The sequence below is a fragment of the Eilatimonas milleporae genome (assembly GCF_003688555.1).
In the GTDB taxonomy this organism is placed as follows: domain Bacteria; phylum Pseudomonadota; class Alphaproteobacteria; order Sphingomonadales; family Kordiimonadaceae; genus Eilatimonas; species Eilatimonas milleporae.
Map to the genome: position 1 here is coordinate 463,033 of NZ_REFR01000011.1, position 25,215 is coordinate 488,247.

A 25,215-nucleotide genomic window follows, 5' to 3' on the forward strand; every position below is an offset into this window, starting at 1 on the left:
CAAAAATCATGTCTTATCGTCTGGGCGTCGATGTCGGCGGCACCTTTACCGATCTGCTGCTGATCGAGGAAACAACGGGCGAAACCTGGCGCGAGAAGGTGCCGTCCACCCCGAAGGACCCGTCCCTGGCCGTTGTCAGCGGGACGGAAATCATCTGCGGCAAGGCCGGGATCGCACCGGGCGATATCGTCCAGTTTCTGCACGGCACCACGGTGGCCACCAACGCCGTGCTCGAAGGCAAGGGCGCGCGCACCGGTCTGGTGGTGACCGAAGGCTACCGGCAGATGATGCAGGTCGCCCGCTCGCTGGTGCCGGGGGGGCTTGCCGCCTGGATCACCTGGCCGAAGCCGGAACCGCTCGCCCCGCTGGAATGCACGGTCGAGGTGGTCGAGCGTCTCGACGCCCAGGGCAATGTGGTCAAGCCCGTCGACCGCGCCCAGGCCAAGGCCGCCCTGGAAAGCCTGAAGGCCGAGGGGGTCGAGGCCCTGACCATCTGTCTCATCAATTCCTACGTCAACGGTGTCCATGAACAGCAGGTCGCCGAGATCGCGCGCGAGGTCTTCCCCGACCTGCCGATTTCGCTGAGCCATGAGGTCCTGCCCGAAATGCAGGAATATGAGCGCGCGCTGACCACGGTCGCCAATTCGCTCGTGCGTCCGGTCATGGCCATGTATGTGGCCAATCTGCGCAACAAGCTGCGCGATCTCGGCATGGCCGGCCGCATCAATCTGCTGCGGTCCGACGGCGGGCTCGTCAGCTCGGAAAAGGCCGAGCATACGCCGGTCAATCTGCTGATGTCGGGCCCGGCGGGCGGCGTGACGGGCGCCCTGTGGGTGGCGCGCAATGCCGGCCTGAAAAACATTCTGACGCTGGATGTGGGCGGCACCTCCACCGATGTGGCGCTGATCGAACACGGCGAGCCGCGCCTGCGCCGCGAAACCTCGGTCGGGCACCTGTCGGTGCGCGCCTCCTCGCTCGACGTCAAGACGGTCGGCGCGGGCGGCGGCTCCATCGCCCATGTGCCGGAACTGACCCGCGCGCTGCGCGTCGGCCCGGAAAGCGCGGGCGCCGAGCCGGGGCCGGCGGCCTACGGCAAGGGCGGCGAGCAGCCGACGGTGACGGACGCCCATGTGGTTCTCGGCAACCTGCCGGAAGATCTGCTTGGCGGTTCCTTCAAACTGGACAAGGCGGCGGCGGAAAAGGCGGTCGACACCGTTGCCACGGCGCTCAGTGTCACCCGCGAGGAAGCCGCCCAGGGCATCATCGATATCGCCAACGAAAACATGTACGGCGCGCTGCGCCTCGTCTCCGTCCAGCAGGGCTATGACCCGCGCGATTTCGCGCTGATGGGCTTCGGCGGTGCCGGTTCCCTCCACTCCAACGCGGTGGCCAAGCTGATGGGCAGTTACCCGGTGGTGGTGCCGGTCAGCCCCGGCGTCCTGTGCGCCACCGGCGATGCCACCACCCAGATGCGTTATGAGCATGCGCGCAGCTTCAACCGCACCAACACCCAGACCTCCGACGCGGAAATGGCCGAATGGCTGACCGCCATGGGCGAGACCGTCGCCAAGGAGCTGGAGGACGAGGGCGTGCCCCGCGATCAGCAGATCGTCACGTTTGAGGCCGGCGTGCGTTACGCCGGTCAGGGCTTCGAGGTGGACCTGCCCATCGCCCTCGGGGATTTTGAAAACGGCGACGGCCTCGCCAGGCTGATGGCCGCCTTTGACGCCGAGCATGAGCGGCTGTTTACCTTCAATCTCGATGTGGCGCATGAAATCGTCAATCTGCGGGCCGTGGCCCTCGGGCAGGGCGCGGAAATGCCCGCCCCCAAACTGCCGCAGGGCGACGGCGACCCGGCCCAGGCCAAGGTTCGCGATCACAGCATGTGGATCGACGGCGCGGCCCATCCCGCCGTGATCTACGACCGCGCGAAACTGGAATCCGGCGACCGGATCGCCGGGCCGGCCATCGTCACCGAGATGGACAGCACCGCCGTTATACTGCCCGACCATGAAGGCGAGGTCGACGCCATGGGCAACATCCTCATCAACCCGTCGGCGTGAGAGGGAGAGACACCATGAAAGCAACCATTGTCGAGACGAACGACACCCCCTTTGACAGCCGCGATGTGGACACCATCACGCTGGACATCATCGAAAACGCCCTGCGCAACGCCCGCACCGAAATGGACGCCACGCTATTCCGCACGGCGATGAGCCCCGGCATCCGCGAACAGGGCGACGCCTTCCCGCTGATCGCCGACCGCGACGGCAAGATGATCGTCGGTCAGTTCGGCAGCTTTATCGGCGGCTTCCTCAATGTCTATGAGGGCACGATCGAGGAAGGCGACGTCATCTGGCTGTCCGATCCCTATTCGTGCGAGGGCGCCGTCAGCCACAACAATGACTGGCTGATCCTGCGCCCCATCTACCGCAAGGGACGGCTGGTGGCCTGGTCCTGCATGTTCGGCCACCAGACGGACGTCGGCGGCAAGGTGCCGGGCAGCATGCCCACCGATTCCACCAGCATCTTCGAGGAAGGCATCCGCATTCCGCCGATCAAGCTGTATAAAAAGGACGTGCTTCAGGAAGACATTCTGAAGCTGGTGCTGCACCAGGTGCGCATGCCCGAATGGTGCCGCGCCGACCTGCACGCCATCATCGCCTCCTGCCGGGTGGCGGAACGCCGCATTCAGGAAATCTGCGAACGGTTCGGCGACGATGTCTTTACCTCGGCCACCGATGAACTGCTTGCCCGCAACCGCCGCGCCATGGCGACCCTGTTCCAGAACGCGGTGCAGGAAACCAAGGTCAGCTTCGAGGATTATGTCTGCGACGACGGACGCGGCTACGGCCCCTTCAAGATGAAATGCACCATGTGGCGCGAGGGCGAGAAGGTGGTGCTGGACTTCGGCGGGACCGACCCGCAGGCCGCCGGCTCCATCAATTTCTACCTCAATGAAAACATGCTGAAGATGTTCTTCGGCATCTACATGATCATGGTCTTCGACCCGCAGGTGCTGTTCAATGACGGCTTCTACGATCTGGTCGATGTGCGCATTCCCGAACGCAGCCTGCTCAAGCCCGAGTTCCCGGCGGCGCTGAGCAGCCGGACCCATGCCCTCGGCCGTCTGTTCGACGTGCTCGGCGCGCTTCTGGGGCAGGGCCAGCCGGAATTCCTGAATGCCGCCGGCTTCTCGTCCAGCCCGCACCTGATGTTCTCCGGCTTTGACGACACGTCGGGCGACTGGTTCCAGCTCTTCCAGATCGGTTTCGGCGGCATTCCCGGCCGTCCCTTCGGCGACGGGCCGGACGGGCACTCGCTGTGGCCGGGCTTCACCAATGTGCCCAACGAGTTTCTGGAGCGTTACTTCCCCATGCGCATCACGCGCTATACTTCCATCCCCGACAGCGGCGGCGCCGGCGTCAACCGGGGCGGCAACGGTATCCTGATGACGTATGAGTTTTTGAACAAGGGCTCCATCTCGATCCATGACGACCGCTGGTTCACCTATCCCTGGGGCGTCAATGGCGGCAAGCCGGGCATGCGGTCGACCAAAATCCTGCGCCGTAAGGACGGAACCGAAAGCGTGCTCGCCTCCAAATGCGACAATATCGAGGTCGAGGCCGGCGACACCCTCGACTTTATCACCTGGGGCGGCGGCGGCTGGGGCAACCCGCTGGAACGTGACCCCGATCTGGTGGCGCTGGAGGTCAAGCGCGGCCTGGTAACGGTTGAGGGGGCAAAGGCCAATTACGGCGTGGTTCTGGTGGCTGACGGCAGCGTCGACACGGCCGCGACGGATGCCGCGCGCGCCGGCATGGCGAAAGACCGGGTCGAGGGTGAAATTTTCAATTTCGGCCCGGATATGGAAACCCTGCGCGCCGTGTGCGAAACGGAAACCGGTCTGCCCGCGCCCACCCAGCCGCGCTGGTAAGACCGGCACAGACGACCGGAGAGATGATCAAAGAACCGGGCGGGGCCGTGTGCCCCGCCCGTTTTTTCAGTCCGGTTTTCAGGTGTCCCCGTTTTCAGGCGTCCCCGTTTTCAGGCGTCATAGTAGCGCCAGCAGCCCCTGACGTGGTCGTCCACCAGGCCGCAGGCCTGCATATAGGCGTACAGGATGGTGGACCCGACAAAGGTCATGCCGCGCTTTTTCAGGTCTTTCGACAGGCGGTCGCTGATGGCCGTCGTCGCCGGTACGTCCGCCAGGGTTTCCCAGCGCCCGACAATGGGCGTGCCGTCCACATAATCCCAGACATAGGCGTCGAAGGAGCCGCGCTCGGCCTGAATGTCCAGAAAGGCGCGGGCGTTTTTGCGCGCGGCAAAGACTTTCAGCCGGTTGCGCACGATGCCGGGGTCCTTCAGGCGCTGTTCCAGATCGGCGTCGCTCATGGCGGCGACCTTTTCCACGTCAAAACCGTGAAAGGCCGCGCGGTATCCGTCCCGCTTTTTCAGGATGGTCTCCCAGTTCAGGCCGGCCTGTGCCCCCTCAAGGATCAGCATTTCGAACAACAGCCGGTCGTCATGCACGGGCACGCCCCATTCCGTGTCGTGATAGGCCTCATAATGCGGTTTGTTCGTCCCGACCCAGCCGCAACGCATGCGCCCGTCCGTACCGGTTTCCAGAGTGTTCATGGAAAAAGTCCTTTTTGTTTTGGAGGGTCTGGTTGGTTCTCTGCTGATTTTATCGGGCAGAGCTTAGCCGTCCCTCTCCCCCACCCGGCCACCCATAGCATACGATCCCGTGGGTGGCCGGGTGGGGGAGAGGGACGGCTAAGCTCTTCAAACAATCATCCTGTGGGGGAGCGGGCTGGCAAGGCCCTTCGAGCAATAATCCCGTGGGGGAGAGGGACGGCTAAGCTCTTCAAACAATCATCCCGTGGGGGAGAGGGCTGGCAAGGCCCTAACCGACAGAGAACCGTCCCGGCTCCTCAAAACAAAACCCTGAGCCTACAGCCGGATCACCGCCATCTTGTCCTGCGTCATGTCGTGCATGGTATACCCGATGCCGCCGGTGCCGTGGCCGGATTTGCGCCTTCCGGCAAAGGGCATCCAGTCCACGCGGAAGGCGGTGTGGTCGTTGACCATCACGGCGCTGGCATCCAGATCCTCGATGCAGCGCATGGCCACGTCCAGCCGGTTGGTGAACACGGCGGACTGGAAGGCCACATCCAGCCCGTTGGCCCGCGCGATGGACTCGTCCAGACCGTCGGTGCCATAGACGCAGATAGCCGGGCCGAAGATTTCCTCGCGGGAAATCCGTGCCTCCGCCGGCGGGTCCAGAAGCACGGTCGGCGCATAGGCCGTCTCGCCCAGTTTTTCGCCGCCGGTCAGTATCTCGGCACCGCCGCCCCGTGCCTCGTCCACCCAGTCGGCCACGCGGGTCACTTCCTGCGGGCGGATCAGGGGGCCGACCTCGGTGGTCTCCTCGACGGCGTCGCCCACCGTCAGTTTCACCGCCCCCTCGGCCAGCCGTTCGGCGATATCGCGCGCCATGGCTTTTGGTGCGAAGACCCGCTGCACGGACACGCACACCTGGCCCGCATGGTAAAAGCCGCCCTTGAGAAGCAGGGGGATCATCGCCGCCACATCCGCCGTGTCCTCGACGACCACGGGGGCCGCGCCGCCATGTTCCAGCGCGCAGCGCGTGCCCGGCGCCAGTTTGGAACGCAGCATCCACCCCACGCGGGCGGACCCGATAAAGCTGAAAAAGGCGGCACGCGGGTCCGTCACCAGTTTTTCCGCCACCTCCTGTCCGCAGGCGATGAAGCGGCACCAGTCCTCCGACAGCCCCGCCTCGTGCAGCATATTGACAAAGGCCAGTGCCGACAGCGGCGTATCGCCCGCCGGTTTGACAATGACGGGACAGCCCACGGCCACCGCCGGGGCCACCTGATGCACGATCAGGTTCAGCGGGTGGTTGAAGGCGGAAATCGCCACCACCGGGCCGATGGGCTCGCGCTGGATAAAGGCGGTGCGCCCGGCGCCCGCCGGTGTCAGGTCCATCGGTATGTCCCGCCCGCCGGGATGCAGCAGTTCCTTCACCGCCAGCCGCACGCCGTCGATGGCGCGCGCCACCTCCACCCGTGCGTCGATCAGCGGCTTGCCGCCCTCATTGGCGATCAGGTCGGCCAGTTGGGCGAACCGGTCCTCCATCAGGCCGGCGGTTTTCTCCAGGACACGAATGCGCTCATGGGCGGGCAGCCGGTTTTTGCGCTGGCTGTGCAGTGTGACGGCGGTGTCGAACCACGCGTCGGCCACATCCCAGCCGCTGAGCGGCACGGTCCCGATTTCACGCTGGCTGTAGGGGTTGACGACGGTCCATTGATCCATGGGGCGCATCCTTGTCCGGCTGTTGGTCTGTAACGGGTTGCTGGGTATGGCTTACAGAAGGCAGGTTTTCGCCTGCAGTTCGTCGATCAGAACGCGTGTATTTTCCGAATAATCCAGTGCCAAGTCCACCAAATGTACGCCGCCCGCCTTGAATGCTGACTCCAGTGTCGGGATCAGGCCGTCGGCACTGTCCACCCGGTGGCCGTGCGCGCCATAGCTTTCAGCGTATTTGACGAAATCCGGATTGTTGAAGCTGAGACCCCAGTCCGCGAAGCCGACATGGGCCTGCTTCCAGCGGATCATGCCGTAGGACCCGTCGTTCAGCACCAGCACCACCAGATTGAGACCAAGGCGCACGGCGGTTTCCATCTCCTGGCTGTTCATCATGAAACCGCCGTCGCCGCAGATCGCCATCACCCGCCGGTCGGGGTAAAGATGCGCCGCCTCCATCGCGGACGGCAGGCCCGCGCCCATGGTGGCAAGCGCATTGTCAAGCAGGATGGTGTTGGGCTCATAGGCCGGATAATTGCGCGCGAACCACACCTTGTACATCCCGTTGTCCAGCGCGATGATATCGCTCGGCCCCATCACCTTGCGGATGTCGGCGATGGCGCGCTGCGGGATGACGGGAAAGCGCGGATCGTCCGCCCCTTCGGCCAGATGGGCGTCGATTTCCCCCTTGATACGGGTGAAATAGTCGAAGTCCGCATCCACCCTGCCGAGCGCCTCGCCCAGCCGGGTGATGGACGGGGCGAGGTCGCCGACCACCTCGACCTGCGGGAAATAGACCTGATCCACCTGCGCGGCCTTGTAGTTCACATGGATCACCTTCTTGCCGCCCTCTTCCATGAAGAAGGGGGGCTTTTCAATCACGTCGTGGCCCACATTGATGACCAGATCGGCGCGGTCGATGGCGCAGTGGACATAGTCGTCATCCGACAGGGCCGCCGTACCGAGGAAGAGGGGGTTGCGTTCGTCGATGACGCCCTTGCCCATCTGCGTGTTGAAGAAGGGAATGCCCGTCGTCTCGACAAAGCTTTGCAGGGCCTCGCGCGCCGCGCGCCGGTTGGCGCCCGCGCCGATCAGAAGCAGCGGATGTTTGGCACCGCGCACCATGTCGGCGGCCTCGGCGATCACCTTGTCGCCCGCCACGGCGTAGGTGCGCTCATGCGGTTCAAAGACCGGTTCGTTCGTATCTTCCGCCGCGATGTCTTCCGGCAGTTCCAGAAGCACCGCGCCGGGGCGCTCTTCCTCCGCGACGCGGAACGCCTCGCGCACCAGCGCGGGGATGGTGTTGCCGTGGACAATCTGGTGCGACATTTTCGTTGTCGGTTCCATCAGGCGCACGATATCGACGATCTGGAAGCGCCCCTGCTTGGATTTTTTGATCGGTTTCTGACCCGTGATCATGATCAGCGGAAACCCGCCAAGCTGGGCATAGGCCGCTGGCGTGACGAAATTGGTCGCGCCGGGGCCAAGGGTTGCCATGCACACGCCCGCCCTGCCGGTCAGCCGCCCATAGGTGGCCGCCATGAAGGCCGCCCCCTGTTCATGCCGGGTCAGCACCAGGTCGATCTGGTCCGACTGGCGGATACTCTCCAGAAGGTCGAGATTTTCTTCTCCCGGAACGGCGAAGATATGGCGCACGCCTTCCTGTTCAAGGGCCTTTACGAACAGGTCGGATGCCTTGCGGCTGCACGCGGCCTCGGCGATGCTGGTGCCGGGATGTGTGGCGGGTGCGGTCATGGGGTCTCTCCTTGGATGGGGCTTGATCTATGCCTGTGATCTGTCTTTGTGGTGTGTGTCGCCTGTCCGGGCACGGCGCTCATATGTGAAGTTTATCGCGTTCGCAGGTTGCCGCCAGGTCGCGCGCCATCGGCACCACCTCGGGCCAGGGGGTCAGATCGTCCATCGGCACCGTTTTGCCGTTTTGCTGGACGATGCGCACATGATAGCGGCGCAGGCGCCGCGGTTCATGCACACCGCAGGAATGGGCCAGTGTCTCCACCTCTTTCACGATATTCTTGCAGTAATTGGCAACCTTGACGGACTTCAGTTCCGGGTTCAGGCCGCTTTGCAGGCGCGGATTGTGGGTGGTGATGCCGGTCGGGCAGGTGTTCTTGTTGCATTTCAGCGCCTGAATGCAGCCGAGCGAAAACATGAAGCCCCGCGCCGAGACGACAAAGTCCGCGCCCGCGCACAGGCACCATGCCACGCCGGACGGGGTGACCATCTTGCCGGACGCGATCAGCCGCACCCGGTCCCTGAGACCGTATTTGTAAAGGGTGTTGGCCACCATCGGCAGCGACTCGCGCACCAGCAGGCCCACATTGTCCATCAGCGGCATGGGCGCGGCCCCGGTGCCTCCGTCTCCGCTGTCCACGGTGATGAAGTCGGGCGCGCTTTCAATGCCGCGTTCGTGGATTTTTTCACACAGTTTTTCCAGCCAGCCATAGGCGCCGATCACGCTTTTGAAGCCGACCGGCTTGCCGGTGACGCGGCGCACGCGTTCGATAAAGTCGAGCAGGTCGTCCACACTGTCGATTTCCGGGTGCCGGTTGGGGGAAATGGAGTCCGTGCCCATCGGGATGCCGCGAATCTCGGAAATGGTTTTCGTCACCTTGGCGGCCGGCAGAATGCCGCCCTTGCCGGGCTTCGCGCCCTGGCTCAGCTTGATCTCGAACATGCGCACCTGTTCGTGGGCGGCCACGTCGCGCAGCCTGTCGTCGCTCATGGTGCCGTCCGGGTCGCGGACGCCGTATTTGGCCGTGCCGATCTGAAAGACGATGTCGCAGCCGCCTTCCAGGTGATAAGGCGACAGGCCGCCTTCGCCCGTGTTCATCCAGCAGCCGGCCATTTTCGCCCCGTTTGACAGGGCGCGCACCGCCGGGACCGAAAGCGCGCCGAAACTCATGCCCGAAATATTGAAGATCGAGGGGGCCTCATAAGGCTTTTCCGCATACGGGCCGATGACGAGGGTTTCGCACTGGGCCGCGTCCGCTTCCAGTGTGGGAAAGGGGCAGTTGACGAAAATCGGCGTGCCCTCGGGCGTCAGGTTCTTGGTGGAACCGAAAGCGATGGTGTTGCCCTTGCCGGAAGCCGCGCGCGAAACCCATTCGCGTTCCGCCCGGTTGAAGGGCATTTCCTCCCGGTCCATGGCGAAGAAATACTGGCGGAAAAATTCGCCCAGCGTCGAGAAGATATAGCGGAAGCGGCCGATGACCGGATAATTGTGCCGCACGGCATCACTGTTCTGCCGGCGGTCGATGAAATACAGTACGGCCAGAACGGCAAAGAAAATACCGATTGCAAAAATAAACAGCCCGGCCAGGACATCGACGGCCTGGGTCAGAAATTCAGGTGACATGGCATACCCCTCTTGAGTCCGTATTTGTCATATCCTTGTTGATGCTGGCTGCGGCCCGACTGCCGGACAGACCGGGACGATCTTGCCCGCATCGCACCGGTCTGTCCGGCAGTCGGGCCGCCGGGCAGTCGTGTCTTTTCGTCTGAACTCAGATACAGGGCCCCTGTTTTCGGTCCGTGTCCGTCAGGCCATGCTTGCCGGCATGCCTCACGACAGGGTCGTCTCGGATCGTGACGGTTTTACAGGCACGGCACTTGGCAGCAGCCAGCGGCTGTCGGCACCGCCTGTCCAGCCAGGATCCGACAAAGGTAAATCGGACCTCAGGCCGGTTCGGTCTTGTTCAAATGCCAGTCCGCGCGCACGAAATGGCAGGTGTAGCCGTTCGGGTTTTTCACCAGATAGTCCTGGTGATAGTCCTCCGCATCGTAAAATGGCTGGGCCGCGATCACCTGTGTGACGATGGGGCCGGGCCAGCGGCCGCTCTCGGTCATCTCGGCGATCAGGGCAAGGGCGGTGTCCTTTTGACCGTCATCCATGAAAAAAATGGCCGACCTGTACTGGGTGCCGATATCGTTGCCCTGACGGTTGCGGGTGGTGGGGTCGTGGATCTGGAAGAAACACTCAAGCAGCGCCCGGTAGCTCAGCACCGCGGGATCGAAGACGATCTTCAGGCTTTCGGCATGATCGGTGCGGCCCGTGCGGACATCCTCATAGGACGGGTCGGTCATCGCGCCGCCCGTATAGCCCACACGGGTTTCGATGACACCATCCAGGGCGCGCAGCAAATCCTGTACGCCCCAAAAGCAGCCTCCGGCCAGAATGGCGGTTTCGGTGTGTGACATTGTTCTATCCCCATCGTCAGCGTTTGGCGCCTGTACCGGCTCCTTTTATGTAACGCTGTCGGCGCCGGAGTAAACCGCCCTGTCGGCGAAACCTCCATCCTGACCTCCATCCTGTCGGCGTCGGTCCGTAAACCGGTACCACAAGGGACGGCAGGCTCCGTTTGCCGGCATGGACATGCCCGTGCCTGTCATAACATGCAAATCGCGTTGGTGTGACTGCCGGTGTGAGCCCTTTGTGAGACACCGTGATCTCCGGGCAGTCCGGGCAGGGGCATGGGGCAAAGACGCCCGGGATATGCCACGAACAACCGGCGCGCCCGCTATCTCAAGCGGCGCGCACCGGCTATGCGGCCAGGTATGCTGTTTGCCTCAGGCGGCTTCGATTTCCCGCAGGAAGCCGAGGATGGTCTTGTTCAGCATTTCCTGCATGCGCTGCAGTTCGTTCGCGGCGGTGCTGACATCGTCGGCCCCTTCGCGCGACTGCGAGGCCCCCTCGCTGATGGTGCGCATGCTCTCATTGACCGAGCGGGTGCCGCTGGCCGCGCTCTGCGCGCTCTGCGAGATCGAACCGGTGGCCGCCGATTGCTCCTCCACCGCCGCGGCAATCTGCGAGGCAATGGAACTGGTCTCGCCGATCATGTTGCGAATGGTCACCATGGCCTGGGCCACCTCGCCGCTGTTGCGTTGCAGCTCGTTGACCTGTTCGGATATCTCGCTCGTCGCCTTGGCGGTCTGGTTGGCCAGTGCCTTGACCTCGCTGGCGACCACGGCGAAGCCCTTGCCGGCATCGCCGGCGCGCGCCGCCTCGATGGTGGCGTTGAGGGCGAGCAGATTGGTTTTCTCCGCGATATCGTTGATCAGCTGCACCACATTGGTGATGCGGTTGGCCGCGTCCGCCAGGCTGGAGACCAGACCGTCCGTGGTCTGGGCCTCGGCCTCGACCGTGCTGGTTTTGTGGGCGGATTCCTGGATGCGCTCGGAGATTTCCGAGATGGAGACAGCCATTTCCTCTGCGGCGCTGGCCACCGACTGGACATTCTGCGTGGTGTCGGAGGTGGCGTTGGCGACGGTGTTGCTGCTCTCCTCCGATGTTTTGGAGACCGAGACCAGTTGTGCGGCGGTGCCCTGCAACGAGGTCACCGACGACGCCACCTGTTCCAGCGCCCCGGAGATATCCACCTCGAACCCCTGGATCATCTTGCGGATATGCGACGCGCGTTCTTCCGCCGCCTGGGTCCGCTGCCTTTCTATTTCTTCCTGCTGGCGCAGGCGTTCCTTTTCCTGGCGTTCCTGTTCGGCCCGCTCGCGCTCGGCCTTTTCACGCTCGGCCTCCTCGCGCAGGCGTTCCCGTTCCAGAAGGCCGTTGCGGAACACGTCCAGCGCTTCGGCCATGTCGCCCACCTCGTCCTTGTGATCGCGGGCCGGGATCGGGGTGTCGGTTTTGCCGGCGGCAAGGGCGCGCATGGCATTGGTGATGGCCTGCACGGGCCTGGAAATGCCGGTGGCGATCAGATAGGCCGCGCCCAATCCCAGCACCGTTGCCAGAATACCCGCGATCAGCGACAACGTGCTGGACCGCTTGACGTCCGCTTCCGCCATGGGGCCAAGTTCGTCCTGAAGGGTTTTGACCTTCAGCTTCAGGTCCTCGATGTCGCCGCTGATCTGCGGGCCGATGCGGTCCAGCGTTCCGGTGATCAGGCCGGTGCGTTCTTCCGTCAGGTCGAAGGCCTCGCTCAGGGCCTCGGAATAGCCTTCGATCAGGCGGACCGCATCGCGGGCGGCCTCGCCGCGTCCGCGTGCTGTGATGCCGCGCCCGATATCGGCGATGCGCGTCAGTTCCGTCTGGGCGGCGTCATAATACTGGCGCTCAAGACGGCTCAGATATTTGAACACCGACAGTCGCGCCAGCATGATCCCGTGCAGCATCCGGGCGGTTTTCAGCGTTGCGGCGCTTTGCCCGGCTTCACTGCTGCTGACCAGAAGCGCATTGAGCTGCGTCTCGATCTGCGGTCCGATCACGTCCATGCGCTGGGTGATGACGGCCTGTCGGCGGCGCTCGGCCACCACCACCCTGTCGAAGGTGCTCTGGTATTCCTGCATGCGGCCTTCGATGCGCTGGCCGATGACCGCGTGCGCCGGGTCGGTCGCCAGCGTTTCCATTTCCTTGGCAAAGGCCGTGGTTGCCGCCGCCCGCTGATTGACGGTCTCGATCGCCCTGTCATTGGCGCGGATGACGAAATCCTTCACCCCCACCCGTGTCGTCAGCAGGTTCGCCTGCACCCGGCTGGCCTGGTTCGCTTCCCGCGCCAGCGTCCGGTAGTCGCTGAAGTTGCCGTTGGCCCGGATCAGGCCGCCAACCGCGATCAATGCCAATACTATCAAAAGGGCAATCACGGCACCGAAACCGACGAACAGTTTGGTGCTGATTTTCAGGTCCTTGATGAAATTTGTCATGTCGTCTACCCCACTACCCGGCCAGCTCCGTGGTCCGGTTTATGCCGCATGCCTTACGCCAGTGCCGCGCGCTTTTAATAATCCGGCGGAAAATTTTTCAGGCTTTTACTTTGGTATTCCAGCTCGAAACTTGTTTAAATTCGTATGAAGCGCGAGGGTTCAAAAATCGACGATCTATAAAAAGTATTGAGGAGACAAGATTGATTTGTGATTGTTGAGCGATTCGTGGCTTTTGATTTGCAAAATGATAAATCAACGCCGCTCTCTTAAATTGAGGGTTTTAATTTTTTGTTCAGAATTCAAAGTATCTTTAGTTGTTAATATGTGCAATTAATACACTTTATAAGTGTTTTCCGATTGTCGGAAATCTTTGATAGTTGCAATAAAAATGGCGGCACCTGTTGAGATGCCGCCATTTTCGAATGAATGAAAGGTTTCAGGCTTTTTCGCCAAAGGCGAATTCACCCTCCGTGCCGGCTGCGATCCGCACCATGCATTCCTCGCCCGTTACATCGAACGGGCAGTCCAGTTCCTCGCCGGTATTGATTCTGATCGTCAACTCGCCGCCCCTCGGGACGGTGTACCTGCACGTGCCGCTGACCACCTGTGTCAGCACAATGCCGGTTTTCGAGCTTGATCCGCGTCCCTTGCGGTTTACCTGCAATGTGTCGCCGTCTTCCTTGACCATGTTACAGTCAATGATCCAGTTACGCTTGCCGGTCAGTTGAATGGCGACGTCACACCCTTCCTGTGCCATCGCGGCAGCGGGTACCACTGCCAGTGCCCCGCCAAACAAAAGAGAAATTGCCTTAGTGAGAATACGCCCTTTCATGCCGCCCTCCACTTGCCTTCGGGTGTCTCGCTATGGAATGCCGCCGCCGGCCGAACCGGCGGCGGCATTATCCTAGAGGCTTTCGCCTGAGGAGGGTTTGTCCTGAATCAAGAAGACGCAGGCATGTGGCGATTTCGGACAGGGCGGCCGGTCACACCGTTACGCCGGGCCGCTCTCCAGCGGGAAAAGCATACAGGTGGTCAGTCCGTGCGCCAGCAATTTGCCGTCCTCGTCCTCAAGACGGCCGTCCGCCGTGGCAATGCGGCCGCCACCGTGAATCAGGGTTCCTGTTGCCCTGACGGCGCCTGTTCCGGGTGTGATCGGGCGAACGAAATTGATGGTCAGGTCTATGGTCGTCAGGCCGCGCCGGGGCGGCAGGGTCGAATGAATGGCGCAGGCCATGGCCGAGTCCAGCATCGTGGCGGCATAGCCGCCGTGAACGGTTCCCAGGGGGTTCAGATGATCCTGTGTGGGGGTCCCTTCGAACACGGCCGTTCCGTTGCCGATATGGACGGGATGAAACGCCAGGGATCGCCCCATGGTCGGCATCGGCAGATCGCCATCGGAAATGCCGTCAAACAATTCCTGCCCGCTTAAGGAAAGCAGGGCATCCCGTGGAATAGTGCCGTATCTCTGATCATCCATTTTTCAGTCCTTTTTTGACGTGAGGGGAGGGGGGAATCTCTGCGGTACCCAGGGCGGCATCGAGGGCGCGGCGCAGTGCATCGTCCGCACCCGGACCCGGCCGGGACAGTATCTGTGACGGCGGCGTGTCTTCGCCGGTGACGCTGTCCACCATGCGCAGGGCCACGGGATGACCGGTGGCGGCATTGTAGATTTCAACGGGTGGGCCCGCGCGGTCCGTATTGATCCAGCGGTCGCCCCAATGCGCCAGTGCGATCATGACGGTGCGCAATGAAGTGCCCTTTTTGGTGATGAGATATTCAAAACGGCGGGCATGGTTGCCATAAGGGCGCCGTTCGATCAGGCCGCCCTGTTCCAGTTTTTTCAGCCGTGCCGTCAGCGTGTCCGTTGGAATATCCAGCGATTGCCGCAGGTCTTCAAAACGGCACGGGCCTCGCATCAGGTCCCGCAGGATCAGAAAAGCCCAGGCGTCGCCAATGGCATCCACCGCACGGGCGATGGAACAGGTCATGCTGGTGAAGCTTTTTCGGCGCATGCGGATACCCCGTGGGATGGAATGCGGATGCATCATAACATTTTACTTTGATTATCCAAGTTAAATGCGCAAATATAATCAGGTGACGTATGCAAGCATACTCACGCGGCAGGGGGTCATGATTGTGCCCCCTGTGCAGGTATCCGGTTTTCATGGCCGGTATCCCGGGCGGCGCGCCGGGCTGCTCTCCCAAGCTTCCGAAATCCCGGCGCGCCGTATCCCCGAGGGCAGTCTGCCTGCGGGGCCCGATTTACCCTTCGGGAATTTGCAGGGCGGCCATATCCACCGTTGCGGCGTAAAAGGCGGCCAGCGCGCCGAAATAATTCAGTTCGGCATCCACCAGGCGGACCTTGGCGTCGGCGGAGTTGCGTTCCCGCAGGTTGATCAGGAAAAAGTCGCTGTCGCCTTGTTCAAAACGGCGTTTTTCCGCCTTTTCAAGGGCATCTGCCAGATCCACCTCCTGAAAGGCAAGGGTCACGGCGCGCCGCGCGGCTTCCAGCGTGGTGGCCAGATTGCGGACCTCGATATCGATTCCATCGGCAATCAGCCGGCGCTGATGGCTGAGAGAGGTCAGCCGCGCTTCCGCCGCCGTCACCCGTCCACGGGCGTCACGCCGTTGCAACGGTACCGACAGATTGACGGTGACCACATTGTCGGTGCTGTCGCGGCTTTCCCCGCCGGTGCCTGTGCCGCCGAAATCATGCGAGGATTCAAGTTTCACATCCAGACGGGGCAGAATCTTGTTTTCGCTGAGTTGCAGGTTTGCCCGTGTCTCCCGGACATCGACGTCGAGGATTTTCAGTTCGGGCCGGCGTTGCAGGGCCCGGTCCAGGGCGACCGCCATCTGCGCATCGGCGATCGGCGGCAGGGCGGGAAAATCCGTTTGCAAATGAATATCGCTCGGGATCAGGGGTTGGCCGTCCCGGTCCCGCAGAAAGAAAGACAACCCCTGGGCGGCCACCTCATAGGCGCGCCGGGCATTCACGACGAAATTCTGCCGTTGCAGGATCAACTGATTGTTTTCCGTCACCGTGATCTCGGCGACATCGCCGCTCGCCGCCCGTGTCTCCAATGCTTTCTGCCGTATTTCCGCAAGTGACAGCAGGTCTTCGAAAATGGTCAGCTTTTCCCCTTCGGCCAGCCAGCGCATATAGGCGATCATCGCATCCCGGTGGACGCCCAGTTGCGTTTGCAGCACCAGTCCGCGCGACCGTTCAATGCCAAGACGGCCTCCCAGAAGGGCGAACCGCCGTTCGTCGATATCTCGGTCCTGCAGCAATGACAGGATAACGCCGATCTTGGCCTCGCCACCCTGGTTGGTGAAACGGATATCCTCATAAACGGGGAAATCTCCGCGCGACATCCGGTAACTGCCGAAGACCCGAGCATTGTAATCGCCCAGGAACTGGCTGAACTCGCTGCCGAAACTGGTGCCGCCGTAAAATCCCGTCAGGTTGGAGTGGAATTCCCCCCCCACATTCAGGTCAAACGCACCGAGGGCCGACAGGGCCTCACCCTCGCTTTCACGGACATTGGCGCGGGCGGCAAGCAGTTGCGGAAAATGTTCGGCGGTGGATTCCAGTACGTCTTCAAGATCCAGTTTTTCCGTATCGAGAACGCGCGGCGCCGCAAAACCGGTGGCCAGGTTTTCCGTTTCCTGCCCGGCCCCCATCCGGCTTTGCGCGCGCTCGGTCACGGAGACGGGAACAAGGTCGTCGGTCGCGTCAGTGTCACCGGCGGACGTTGCCGCGAAAGCCGTCTGTCCGAAAAACAGACCAAAATAAAGGGTGCTCGACAATACCGCCAACCTGTACGGCCGGTCTGCACGCTGTTGCGGATGGTCGCCGGGCTTTGCTGTGTCAGCCATGGCGTCCGGCTCCGGGGGCTGCCGCGTCCGCGCTGCCCATAGACTGTTGGGCATCCGGGTTGAAGTTGGGCGGGAAATTGTTCAACTGACGCCACAATTCATAGCCGAGACGAACCGTGTCCAATAGAACCCAGCCGCGCGCCTGTGCGCCGAATCGGATGAAGGCTTCGTCCGGCCAGGGCGAATCGTTAGGGTCTTCAATGATCATGACACGGAAGCGGCCGCTCACCTGCGCACTCGGGTCGACAAAGACCACCTCGCCGCCAAAGGTCCCGATGGCCACCGACGGCCAGCCGCTGAACTGGACAACGGGCCAGCCTTCAAATTGCAGCCGGACCTTGCGCCCGGGGTACACCAGGCCGATGTCCCGGCCATCCACATAGATTTCCACTGCCCGCGTCACTTCGTCGGGCAGGAAGGTGGCGATGGATTGCCCTTCGCGGACAAAGGTCGCGGTATCGCCCGCGTTCAAGCGGATGATGGTGCCGTCGCGCGGGGCCACCACCGTCTGTATGGACAGTCGGCTCAGATTGACCTTGGCGGCATTCAGGCCGGCCAGGGCCTCCTCTTCCGATACGCGCAGCTGTTGCACGCGGATACGGGCCTGTTCCAGGTCGCGTTCCGCGGACAGCCCTTCATTGAACAGGGTCTCTTGACGATCATAATTGAGGACCGCGGTATCCGCGGCGGATTTGGCGGCTTCATATTTGCGTTCCGCCGCGCTCATCTGTGCCTGTAGACGCTGAACCAGGTCCGGGTCGTTGTCGACCAGCCGCAGAATGGGATCACCCTCCTTCACACGGCTGCCGTCGCGCACATACCATTCCTGAATCCGGCCCGAGACCAGCGCGTTGATGCTTTGCTCCCGGTCACGCGGGTCCAGCGCGGTGACGACACCCGGACCGGACGTTGTCTGAACCCACGGTGTGAAACCGAGAAAGGCGGCGATCATGAACGTGCCCAGTATCAGCATAACGGCGATAGACAGCGTCACGCGCGGTATGCGAACGCTTGCAAGGGTTTTCAACTGTGCCCGATGATGCTCGCGGAAAAGATGCTGTTCAGGAATCGGCGGCATTGTTCTCTCCCTGATCACCGGCAGGGGCGTCCGCTGCGTCAAGACGCGTGATCCGCTGCTCATCATTGCTAAGGAACAGATTGTGGGTAAAGGCGGCGATATCGCGGCGCTGGGTGAAATAGACCACCGTGGTACATGCCTTTTCATCCAGATAGGCGATGACGCGGTTCATGTGATCGCCGTCCACGAGGTCGAACTGCTGGGTCAGAACCAGGACATGCGGACGGGACAGAATGGCGGCGGCCAGTTTCAGCCGCATGGCCTCATCGTCGGACAGGGGCAGCCCTGACGGACCGACAATGGTATTCAGGCCGTCTTCCAGGGCGCTGATCACTTCGTCCAGCCCCACCATGTCCAGGGCCTCGACCATATCGGCGCGGGTCACGCCCTCATGGCTCAGACGCAGGTAATCGACGATACGGCTTTCCATCATGTTCGACCGGTGCAGGACCACGACATCCTGGCGCAGGCGGTGGACGTCGCAGTCCATAAGGTCCTGTCCGCCCAGTGTGATGCTGCCGCCGTTCGGGACGATATGGCGTTTCATCAGATAGGTGAAAATCCGTTGCAGTCCGAAATCCTCGGCCTCCGCCCGCAGATTGGCGCCGCCGGGGATGACCATGTCCAGCATGACGGGCTTGTCATGCAGATGCAGCCGCACCTTGTTGAAGGTCAGGTCCGTCGCGCCGTCGGGCAGCACCAGCGAGCCCTCGGCCTGTTCCAGCGGCATGTCGAAAAAGCGCGACAATTCCTCGACCGCCGCACAGACATCGTAAAACTGCCTCAGATAGCTGCTGAACTGGGACACGCCGACGAAAATTGCCGACATGATCAGCTCCGCCGCCACCAGCTGTCCCAGCGTCAGCTCGCCGATAATGACCAGCCAGCCGCCGATCCCGAGCAGGCCGGCACTGGCAATGGCATACAGCAGCAGCAGTGCGACCGTTTGTGCGAAGGTAAAGCGGAAGTGCCGCTTTTTTTCCGTCATGTAACGGTTGGTGAAATCATCGGCCTGTGACAGCGCGAAGGAAATATGCTGATCGGACTTGAAGAAACTGTTGTTGCTGGCCAGACCTTCCAGCCAGCGGGCGGTGTTGTATTTCGACTCCGACAGATACAGACCCGTGCGGATGGCCCCCCGGCCCCATACCGCCCAGACCAGCCAGATCAGCAGCACGAAGGCAACATTGAAGATCAGCAGCGCCGGGTGATACAGCGATACCACCGCGATACCGAAAACCGCCTGAAATATAAGTGACACGGCACCGATCAGAATCGACGGAACATACCGTTGCAGGGTCATGATATCGAAATAGCGGTTGAACAGGTCGGTCCGCTGGGTTTCGTCGAAGAAGGTCGCCCTGGCATACATGGCTCTCAGGGCGACCTCGGATGTCAGCCGGGCGTAGATACGTCGTTCGAACAGCTCCATCAGATGGGTTCGGAAGGCATACAGAAGGCCGGAAACCAGCAGCAGCACCAGCAGAACCGCCGACAGCACGACCAGTGGCTGGACCAGGGCGGTGTTGGCAACCGTATCAATCAGCATCTGCACGGAGATCGGCACCGCCAGCGTCAGCACACTGAACGCGATACCATAAATTACAGCCAGATTGTAATAGGATCCCTCCGGTCCGAGAACACGCTGGAATAAATTCCTCAGAACACCCGGTTTCAGGGCATGTTCGACACTTGCCATCCTCGCCTCTGTCTTTGTTTGCTGCTTTTCTTCTACTCGATCTCTTGGCCGCCGCCAATTTATCGATGACGGATATTTCAGGGCCGCGGCTGTATTTGGCTAAATTTATAGATAGGTCAATCTGTCAAAAAACAAATTCTATGATAGAAAAAAGCAATCATATTTTCATCCCATATCATCATACCGTTTTTGTCCATTGGCAGGATGGCCTTCTATGACCCTGGGATAGGCCATGCGCGGCCATATTTCGCTGCTGAAATGTCGGGAGACAGGTGTATGGGTTATAGAGTTGACCGATTGATCAGGTTTGTAACGCAAAGCGGAGGCGCGGGCAGTGGGCGGTGACAGCGGTATCAGGGCCTTTCAGGGGCGTTTCCTCACTCTGACCGATGACCCGGCGTATGGCAATAGCGCGCTTCGTTATATCGAAGACGGCCTGATGATCGTTGAAAATGGCCTGATCACGGCCATTGGCGATCGGCCCGCCCTGCGGCATCGGCTGGCGCGTGGTACGATTGTTCACAATTTGGGCCGGCGGCTGGTCCTGCCGGGGTTTGTCGATACCCATGTCCATATGCCGCAACTGGATGTGATCGCCCGTCACGGCGCGCAACTGCTCGACTGGCTGGAACGCTACACATTCCCGGAAGAAAGCCGGTTCGCCGATCCGGACCATGCCGCCGAGGTCTCCGCCCTGTTCTGCGGGGAACTGCTGCGCAACGGCACCACGTCGGCCATGGCGTTCTGCACCGTGCATCCCGGGTCCGTGGACGCGGTTTTTCAGGCCGCCGAGACGTTGGGTATGCGCATGACCGCCGGCAAGTCGGCCATGGACCGCAATGCGCCGGACACTCTGATGGACACGGCACAGACAAGTTATGACGACAACAAGGCACTGATCGCCCGCTGGCACGGGCGTGGCCGCCTGACCTATGCGGTGACGCCGCGCTTCGCGGCCACATCAAGCACGGCGCAGCTGCGTCTTGCCGGGGCCCTGCTTGGCGAGCATGACGGCCTTTTGATGCAGACGCATCTCAGCGAAAACAGGGCGGAAGTGGACTGGGTCCTCTCCCTTTTCCCCGAATGCGACCATTATCTCGATGTATACCGGCACTTCGGCCTGTTGACGGACCGGTCGCTGTTTGCCCACGCCATTCATCTCAGCGACGGTGAATTTGCCATGCTGGCCGATCATGGCGGTACCATCGCCCATTGCCCCACATCCAATTTTTTCCTTGGCAGCGGTCTTTTTGACAGCGCCCGTGCCGCTGCCGCCGGCGTATGCTTCGGACTGGGCAGCGACGTGGGGGCGGGGACCGGCTTTTCCATGTTCCAGACCATGGCCGGCGCCTACAAGGTCAGCCAGATGTGCGGTACGCCCCTCGATGCACCGAGACTGTTTTACCTGGCCACGCTGGGCGGCGCCCGTGCCATCCGGCAGGATGCCCATATCGGCAGTCTGGAGCCGGGCAAGGAAGCCGACTTCATCGTTCTGGACCCGGAGGCCACGCCGCTTCTCGCGCGGCGGACCGCTCGTTCGGACAGTATCGCCGACCTGCTGTTCGCGCTGGCCATGCTGGGGGATGACCGGCTGGTGTGCGAAACCTATGTCATGGGACGGCGCGTGTATTCAAAGGCGCCCTGACACCGGACATGCTGGCGGCAGGGGCCGTGTCCGCCTCTGTCGGCCGGTGGCTGCCACGATACGGACACGCTGTCCCACATTCCCGCCCCATTTATGCCAGACCGTCTCCCCATTCGTCGGCTCAAAAATAATCAGAAGCATGACGAATATGGTGCAGCAGATGATGTATCCGAACCGACGGTCTTTTCTGGGTGGGGTTGCCGCGATCGCGGGATTGGCCGCGACGGCCCATGGGTTTGCCCATGTGGAGCGGGGCGGGGGCCGGCCTTTCTCCCGGCAGACCGTTCTGGACGAGGCCCGCGGGCTTGCGGGCCGGCCCTATGAGCCGCCGGCCCCGGTGGACAGCAGGCTGACCGGGCTGGATTACGATAGCTACCGGCAGATCCGCTACCGCAAGGACAAGGCCATATGGGGCGGGTCGCCGACCCGGTTTTCCGTGGAACTGTTCGCCCCCGGCTTTCTGTTCGAATCCGGTGTCGATCTGTTCATCGTTGAAAATGGTCTGTCGCTTCCGGTCGATGTCGGCCCGGACAGTTTCGATGTGCCGGACCCGGCGCTGGGCGCGCTGCTGGCGGATGGCGGCAAGTTCGCCGGATTTCGCCTGCACTATCCGGTCAACCGGTCCGACTACAGTGATGAATTCGTCGTCTTCCAGGGGGCGAGTTATTTCCGGGCGGTTTCCGCCGGCCAGTCCTACGGCCTGTCGGCGCGCGGCCTCGCGGTCGATGTGGCCGAACCGACGGGCGAGGAATTTCCTGTTTTCCGCCGGTTCTGGATCGAACGGCCCTCGGCGCGGTCCGGCAATATCGTTGTCCATGCCCTTCTGGACAGCGAAGGCGTCACCGGCGCCTACCGGTTCGGCATATATCCCGGCGCGCCCACCGTCATCGATGTCGAGGCCACCCTGTTTGCCCGCCGCGAGCTGACGCATATCGGGTTCGGCGGTTTGACCTCCATGTTCATGTTCGGCCCCGTGGACGGGCCGGACCAGCCCGATTACCGCCCCGCCGTCCATGATTCCCAGGGGTTGTGCATGCTGACCGGGCGCGGCGAATGGCTGTGGCGGCCGCTGGCCAATCCGGCCGCCCTTCAGGTCAGTGCCTTTGTCGACGAAAATCCGAAGGGGTTCGGCCTTGTCCAGCGTGCGCGCGGTTTCAACCGCTATCAGGATCTGGAAGCCTATTATCACAGGCGTCCGTCCTGCTGGATCGCCCCTGTGGGCGACTGGGGGCCGGGGCATGTGCAGCTTGTCGAAATTCCGTCCGCCTCCGAGATCAACGACAACATCGTCGCCTATTGGCGCCCCGCCGTTCCCCTCAAACCCGGACAGGAGACACGCTTTGCCTACCGGCAGACATGGCCGGACAGCATTGTCCCCGATAGCCCCCGCCTCGGCCATGTGATCCGCAGTGCCTACGGCCTGTCGCTTGAAGGCGGGTTTCCGCAGATGACCATCGATTATGATTTTCACGGCTGGCAGCCCAGCGACACGATGGATGCCGAGGTGTCCGTCAGCGCGGGACGGCTGGTGAACACCGTGCTCCAGCCCAATCCGGTGACGGGCGGTGTGCGGATGTTTCTGACCTTCGACCCGCAGGACGCGGATGTGGTCGAAATCCGTGCCCTGCCCATGCGTGGAGGCGCGCCTCTTGGTGAAACATGGCTTTACAGGTGGCTGCGTGCCTGAGGGGGCGTTCCACCCCGACCGGCCCGCCCTGCCGCCCGAGTGCCGTCTGGACATGCCGCGTCAGGGCGTCCATGCCCCGCGCCGGCCCCTGCGCCTGAAGAACCGGTCCCGGACCGCGCGTATCGGCACCGCTGTCAGCCGGGCGGTGCTGGCTGTGGGCACCCTGCTGCTGGCGGCTTTCGGCGCACGGGAAATGCACGGTGTCATGGCGGCCGGCGGTCTGACGGCTCTGCAATGGGTGTTCCTGGTTTTCTTCACGCTGAATTTCGCCTGGGTCGCCTTTGCCGCCTGTCAGTGTCTTCTGGGGTTCCTGCGGCGGGCCGCGCGCGATCTTGCGCGTCTCCTGTCCCCTGCAACGCCGCCGCCCTCCGCAACACCGCCGTCCCTGTATACGGCGGTGTTGCTGCCCGTCTATAACGAGGACCCTCATATGGTCGCGGCGGCGGTCTCGGCCATGGCGGCGGCTCTGTCGGAAAAAGCCCCCGACCGGTTCTGCTTTTTTATTCTGAGCGATACCAACCGCGCTGCCGACTGGCTCAGGGAGGAAAGTGTTTTTTCAAGGCTGACGCGCCGCGTGCCGGCCGCCTGTCCCGTCTACTATCGTCACCGCCGCGCCAACACCGAACGCAAGGCCGGCAATGTCGCCGACTGGGTCATGCGCTGGGGCGGTGCCCATGACGCCATGCTGATCCTGGACGCCGATAGCCTGATGAGCGCGGAGACCATGATCGCGCTTGCCCGGCGGTTGGAGGAAGACCCCGGCCTCGGCCTGATCCAGACGGCCCCGGCGATCATCGGCGGGCACACCCTGTTCGCCCGCCTTCAGCAGTTCGCCAACCGCTGCTACGGCCCGATTTACGCCGACGGACTGGCGGCATGGCATGGCCCCGGCAGCAATTTCTGGGGCCACAATGCCATCATCCGCACCCATGCCTTCGCATCCGCCGCCCGGTTGCCGCATCTGTCCGGCGCGCCGCCGTTTGGCGGCCATGTCATGAGCCATGATTTTATCGAGGCCGCGTTGCTGCGCCGCGCCGGCTGGGGCGTGCGGCTGGACACCGACCTTGACGGCAGTTACGAACAGGCACCGCCGTCGCTCAGCGATGTGATGATCCGCGACCGGCGCTGGTGCCAGGGCAATCTGCAGCATGCGCGGTTTCTGGGCGCGCGCGGTCTGGCGCTGACGACGCGCCTGCACCTGCTGGGCGGCATCATGGCCTATATGAGCGCGCTGTTCTGGCTGATCCTGGTCGGGATCGGCCTGTTGCTGGCGGTTCAGGCGGCCTTTACCCGCCCCGAATATTTCGCCGTGCCGTCGTTGTTCCCCACATGGCCGGTTTTCGATGCCGAACGGGCCATCAGGCTGTTTATCCTGTCGCTGGCCGTCGTGTTGCTGCCCAAGGGGCTGGGGTGGCTGTCCGCCTGTCTCAACCCGCGCCGCTGCTGGGCGTTTGGCGGCCCCGTACTGTTGACGGCCGGCCTGCTGGCCGAGAGTGTGCTGTCCGCCCTCTACGCGCCGGTGATGATGCTGGCACAAAGCCAGATCGTCCGGGACGTCCTGTCGGGCGGGGACAGCGGCTGGGCGGTTCAGCGGCGCGGCGACGGGTCCATCGCCCTTGCCGATGCGTTTCGCGTGCATCGCTGGCATATGGCGACCGGCCTCGGTTTCGGGGGCCTGGCCTGGATGCTCAACCCCCACCTTTTCTGGTGGATGCTGCCGATCACCGGTGGTCTGATCCTGGCGGCGCCCCTGTCCTGGGCCAGCGGACGGAACCGCTTTGGCCGGGCGTTGCGCTGGTTCGGCCTGTTGCGCACGCCCGAGGAAAAGCGCCGGAAACCGGCCATCATCCGGGCGTATGAACGGGCGCTGCCCGCCGGCCTCGATCCCGTGGGCGGCGCGTTTGACCGGATTGTCGCTGATACGGATCTGCGCAACTGGCATCTGGGCCAGCTCGACGCCATGGACGAGGGCGTCTTTGATGCCGACCGCATCCTTGCCGGCGAAAAGCTGAAACGCGCCCGCGGCCTGGCGCATCTGGAAAACTGGCTCACCCCGTCCGAGACCGTGGCCCTGCTGCATACCCCGCGCCTGATCGCCGGGGTTCTGGGGCTGGCGGGCAATCCCAGGCAGCAGCCGCCGGAAGGTGATGGGGCCGGCGCCGGGACCGGCGACCGGGACCCCGTTATGTCCTGACAGGCCCGGATGTCCCGACGGCTGTCGGATACAC

General features: G+C 62.6%; 17 protein-coding genes. 5 read left to right on the forward strand and 12 right to left on the reverse strand.

The window, feature by feature from the left end:
• Positions 1–8 precede the first annotated feature (8 nt).
• Both BXY39_RS10235 and BXY39_RS10240 read left to right on the forward strand, forming a co-directional pair.
• Entirely contained in the window at positions 9–2,063 is a 2,055-nt protein-coding gene (locus BXY39_RS10235) for a hydantoinase/oxoprolinase family protein (RefSeq protein ID WP_121938743.1), read from the forward strand.
• Positions 2,064–2,077: 14 nt separating this feature from the next.
• On the forward strand, positions 2,078–3,937 hold the full coding sequence (locus BXY39_RS10240) for a hydantoinase B/oxoprolinase family protein (protein ID WP_121938744.1): 1,860 nt from the start codon (positions 2,078–2,080) through the stop codon (positions 3,935–3,937).
• A 110-nt stretch (positions 3,938–4,047) separates the two neighbouring features.
• On the opposite strand, the gene BXY39_RS10245 is transcribed toward BXY39_RS10240, so the two are convergent.
• The 12 genes from BXY39_RS10245 to BXY39_RS10300 all read right to left on the reverse strand — a co-directional run bounded on the left by BXY39_RS10245 (position 4,048) and on the right by BXY39_RS10300 (position 19,655).
• Positions 4,048–4,638: a DNA-3-methyladenine glycosylase I gene (locus BXY39_RS10245; RefSeq protein ID WP_121938745.1), complete on the reverse strand. Its 591-nt coding sequence runs from the start codon at positions 4,636–4,638 to the stop codon at positions 4,048–4,050.
• Between the two features lie 315 nt (positions 4,639–4,953).
• Positions 4,954–6,336: an aldehyde dehydrogenase family protein gene (locus BXY39_RS10250; RefSeq protein ID WP_121938746.1), complete on the reverse strand. Its 1,383-nt coding sequence runs from the start codon at positions 6,334–6,336 to the stop codon at positions 4,954–4,956.
• Between the two features lie 51 nt (positions 6,337–6,387).
• On the reverse strand, positions 6,388–8,082 hold the full coding sequence (locus BXY39_RS10255; RefSeq protein WP_121938747.1) for an acetolactate synthase large subunit: 1,695 nt from the start codon (positions 8,080–8,082) through the stop codon (positions 6,388–6,390).
• 79 nt (positions 8,083–8,161) lie between these two features.
• Positions 8,162–9,703 carry an FMN-binding glutamate synthase family protein gene (locus BXY39_RS10260; RefSeq protein WP_121938748.1) on the reverse strand — a complete coding sequence of 514 codons (1,542 nt, stop codon included), beginning with the start codon at positions 9,701–9,703 and terminating at the stop codon, positions 8,162–8,164.
• A gap of 320 nt (positions 9,704–10,023) precedes the next feature.
• A complete protein-coding gene (gene msrA, locus BXY39_RS10265) occupies positions 10,024–10,545 on the reverse strand; it encodes a peptide-methionine (S)-S-oxide reductase MsrA (protein WP_121938749.1) in 522 nt (173 codons plus the stop codon).
• Positions 10,546–10,914: 369 nt separating this feature from the next.
• The gene (locus BXY39_RS10270) at positions 10,915–12,999 is read right to left on the reverse strand and encodes a HAMP domain-containing methyl-accepting chemotaxis protein (protein ID WP_121938750.1); all 2,085 of its coding nucleotides are present in this window, start codon (positions 12,997–12,999) and stop codon (positions 10,915–10,917) included.
• A gap of 436 nt (positions 13,000–13,435) precedes the next feature.
• Positions 13,436–13,831 carry a hypothetical protein gene (locus BXY39_RS10275; protein WP_147453542.1) on the reverse strand — a complete coding sequence of 132 codons (396 nt, stop codon included), beginning with the start codon at positions 13,829–13,831 and terminating at the stop codon, positions 13,436–13,438.
• A gap of 159 nt (positions 13,832–13,990) precedes the next feature.
• A complete protein-coding gene (locus BXY39_RS10280; protein ID WP_121938752.1) occupies positions 13,991–14,476 on the reverse strand; it encodes a PaaI family thioesterase in 486 nt (161 codons plus the stop codon).
• Positions 14,469–15,011 (reverse strand): winged helix-turn-helix transcriptional regulator, encoded by a 543-nt coding sequence (locus BXY39_RS10285; protein ID WP_170163753.1) that lies wholly within the window; start codon positions 15,009–15,011, stop codon positions 14,469–14,471. Before BXY39_RS10285 ends, BXY39_RS10280 begins: the two co-directional genes overlap by 8 nt.
• A 250-nt stretch (positions 15,012–15,261) precedes the next feature.
• On the reverse strand, positions 15,262–16,878 hold the full coding sequence (locus BXY39_RS10290) for a TolC family protein (protein WP_170163754.1): 1,617 nt from the start codon (positions 16,876–16,878) through the stop codon (positions 15,262–15,264).
• The gene (locus BXY39_RS10295) at positions 16,871–17,956 is read right to left on the reverse strand and encodes an efflux RND transporter periplasmic adaptor subunit (RefSeq protein ID WP_170163755.1); all 1,086 of its coding nucleotides are present in this window, start codon (positions 17,954–17,956) and stop codon (positions 16,871–16,873) included. Before BXY39_RS10295 ends, BXY39_RS10290 begins: the two co-directional genes overlap by 8 nt.
• Positions 17,940–19,655, reverse strand: a complete 1,716-nt coding sequence (locus BXY39_RS10300; RefSeq protein ID WP_121938755.1) for an ABC transporter transmembrane domain-containing protein — start codon at positions 19,653–19,655, stop codon at positions 17,940–17,942. Before BXY39_RS10300 ends, BXY39_RS10295 begins: the two co-directional genes overlap by 17 nt.
• A gap of 334 nt (positions 19,656–19,989) precedes the next feature.
• Here BXY39_RS10300 and guaD point away from each other — a divergent pair, with 334 nt between their 5' ends.
• The 3 genes from guaD (at position 19,990) to mdoH (ending at position 25,181) form a co-directional block, all read left to right on the forward strand.
• Complete coding sequence (guaD, locus tag BXY39_RS10305; RefSeq protein ID WP_211332186.1) at positions 19,990–21,300, forward strand: guanine deaminase; 1,311 nt, start codon at positions 19,990–19,992, stop codon at positions 21,298–21,300.
• Between the two features lie 139 nt (positions 21,301–21,439).
• Positions 21,440–22,987 (forward strand): glucan biosynthesis protein G, encoded by a 1,548-nt coding sequence (locus BXY39_RS10310; protein WP_211332187.1) that lies wholly within the window; start codon positions 21,440–21,442, stop codon positions 22,985–22,987.
• Entirely contained in the window at positions 22,953–25,181 is a 2,229-nt protein-coding gene (mdoH, locus tag BXY39_RS10315; RefSeq protein WP_245999038.1) for a glucans biosynthesis glucosyltransferase MdoH, read from the forward strand. The genes BXY39_RS10310 and mdoH overlap by 35 nt, the downstream gene beginning before the upstream one ends.
• The last annotated feature ends 34 nt before the right edge of the window (positions 25,182–25,215 follow it).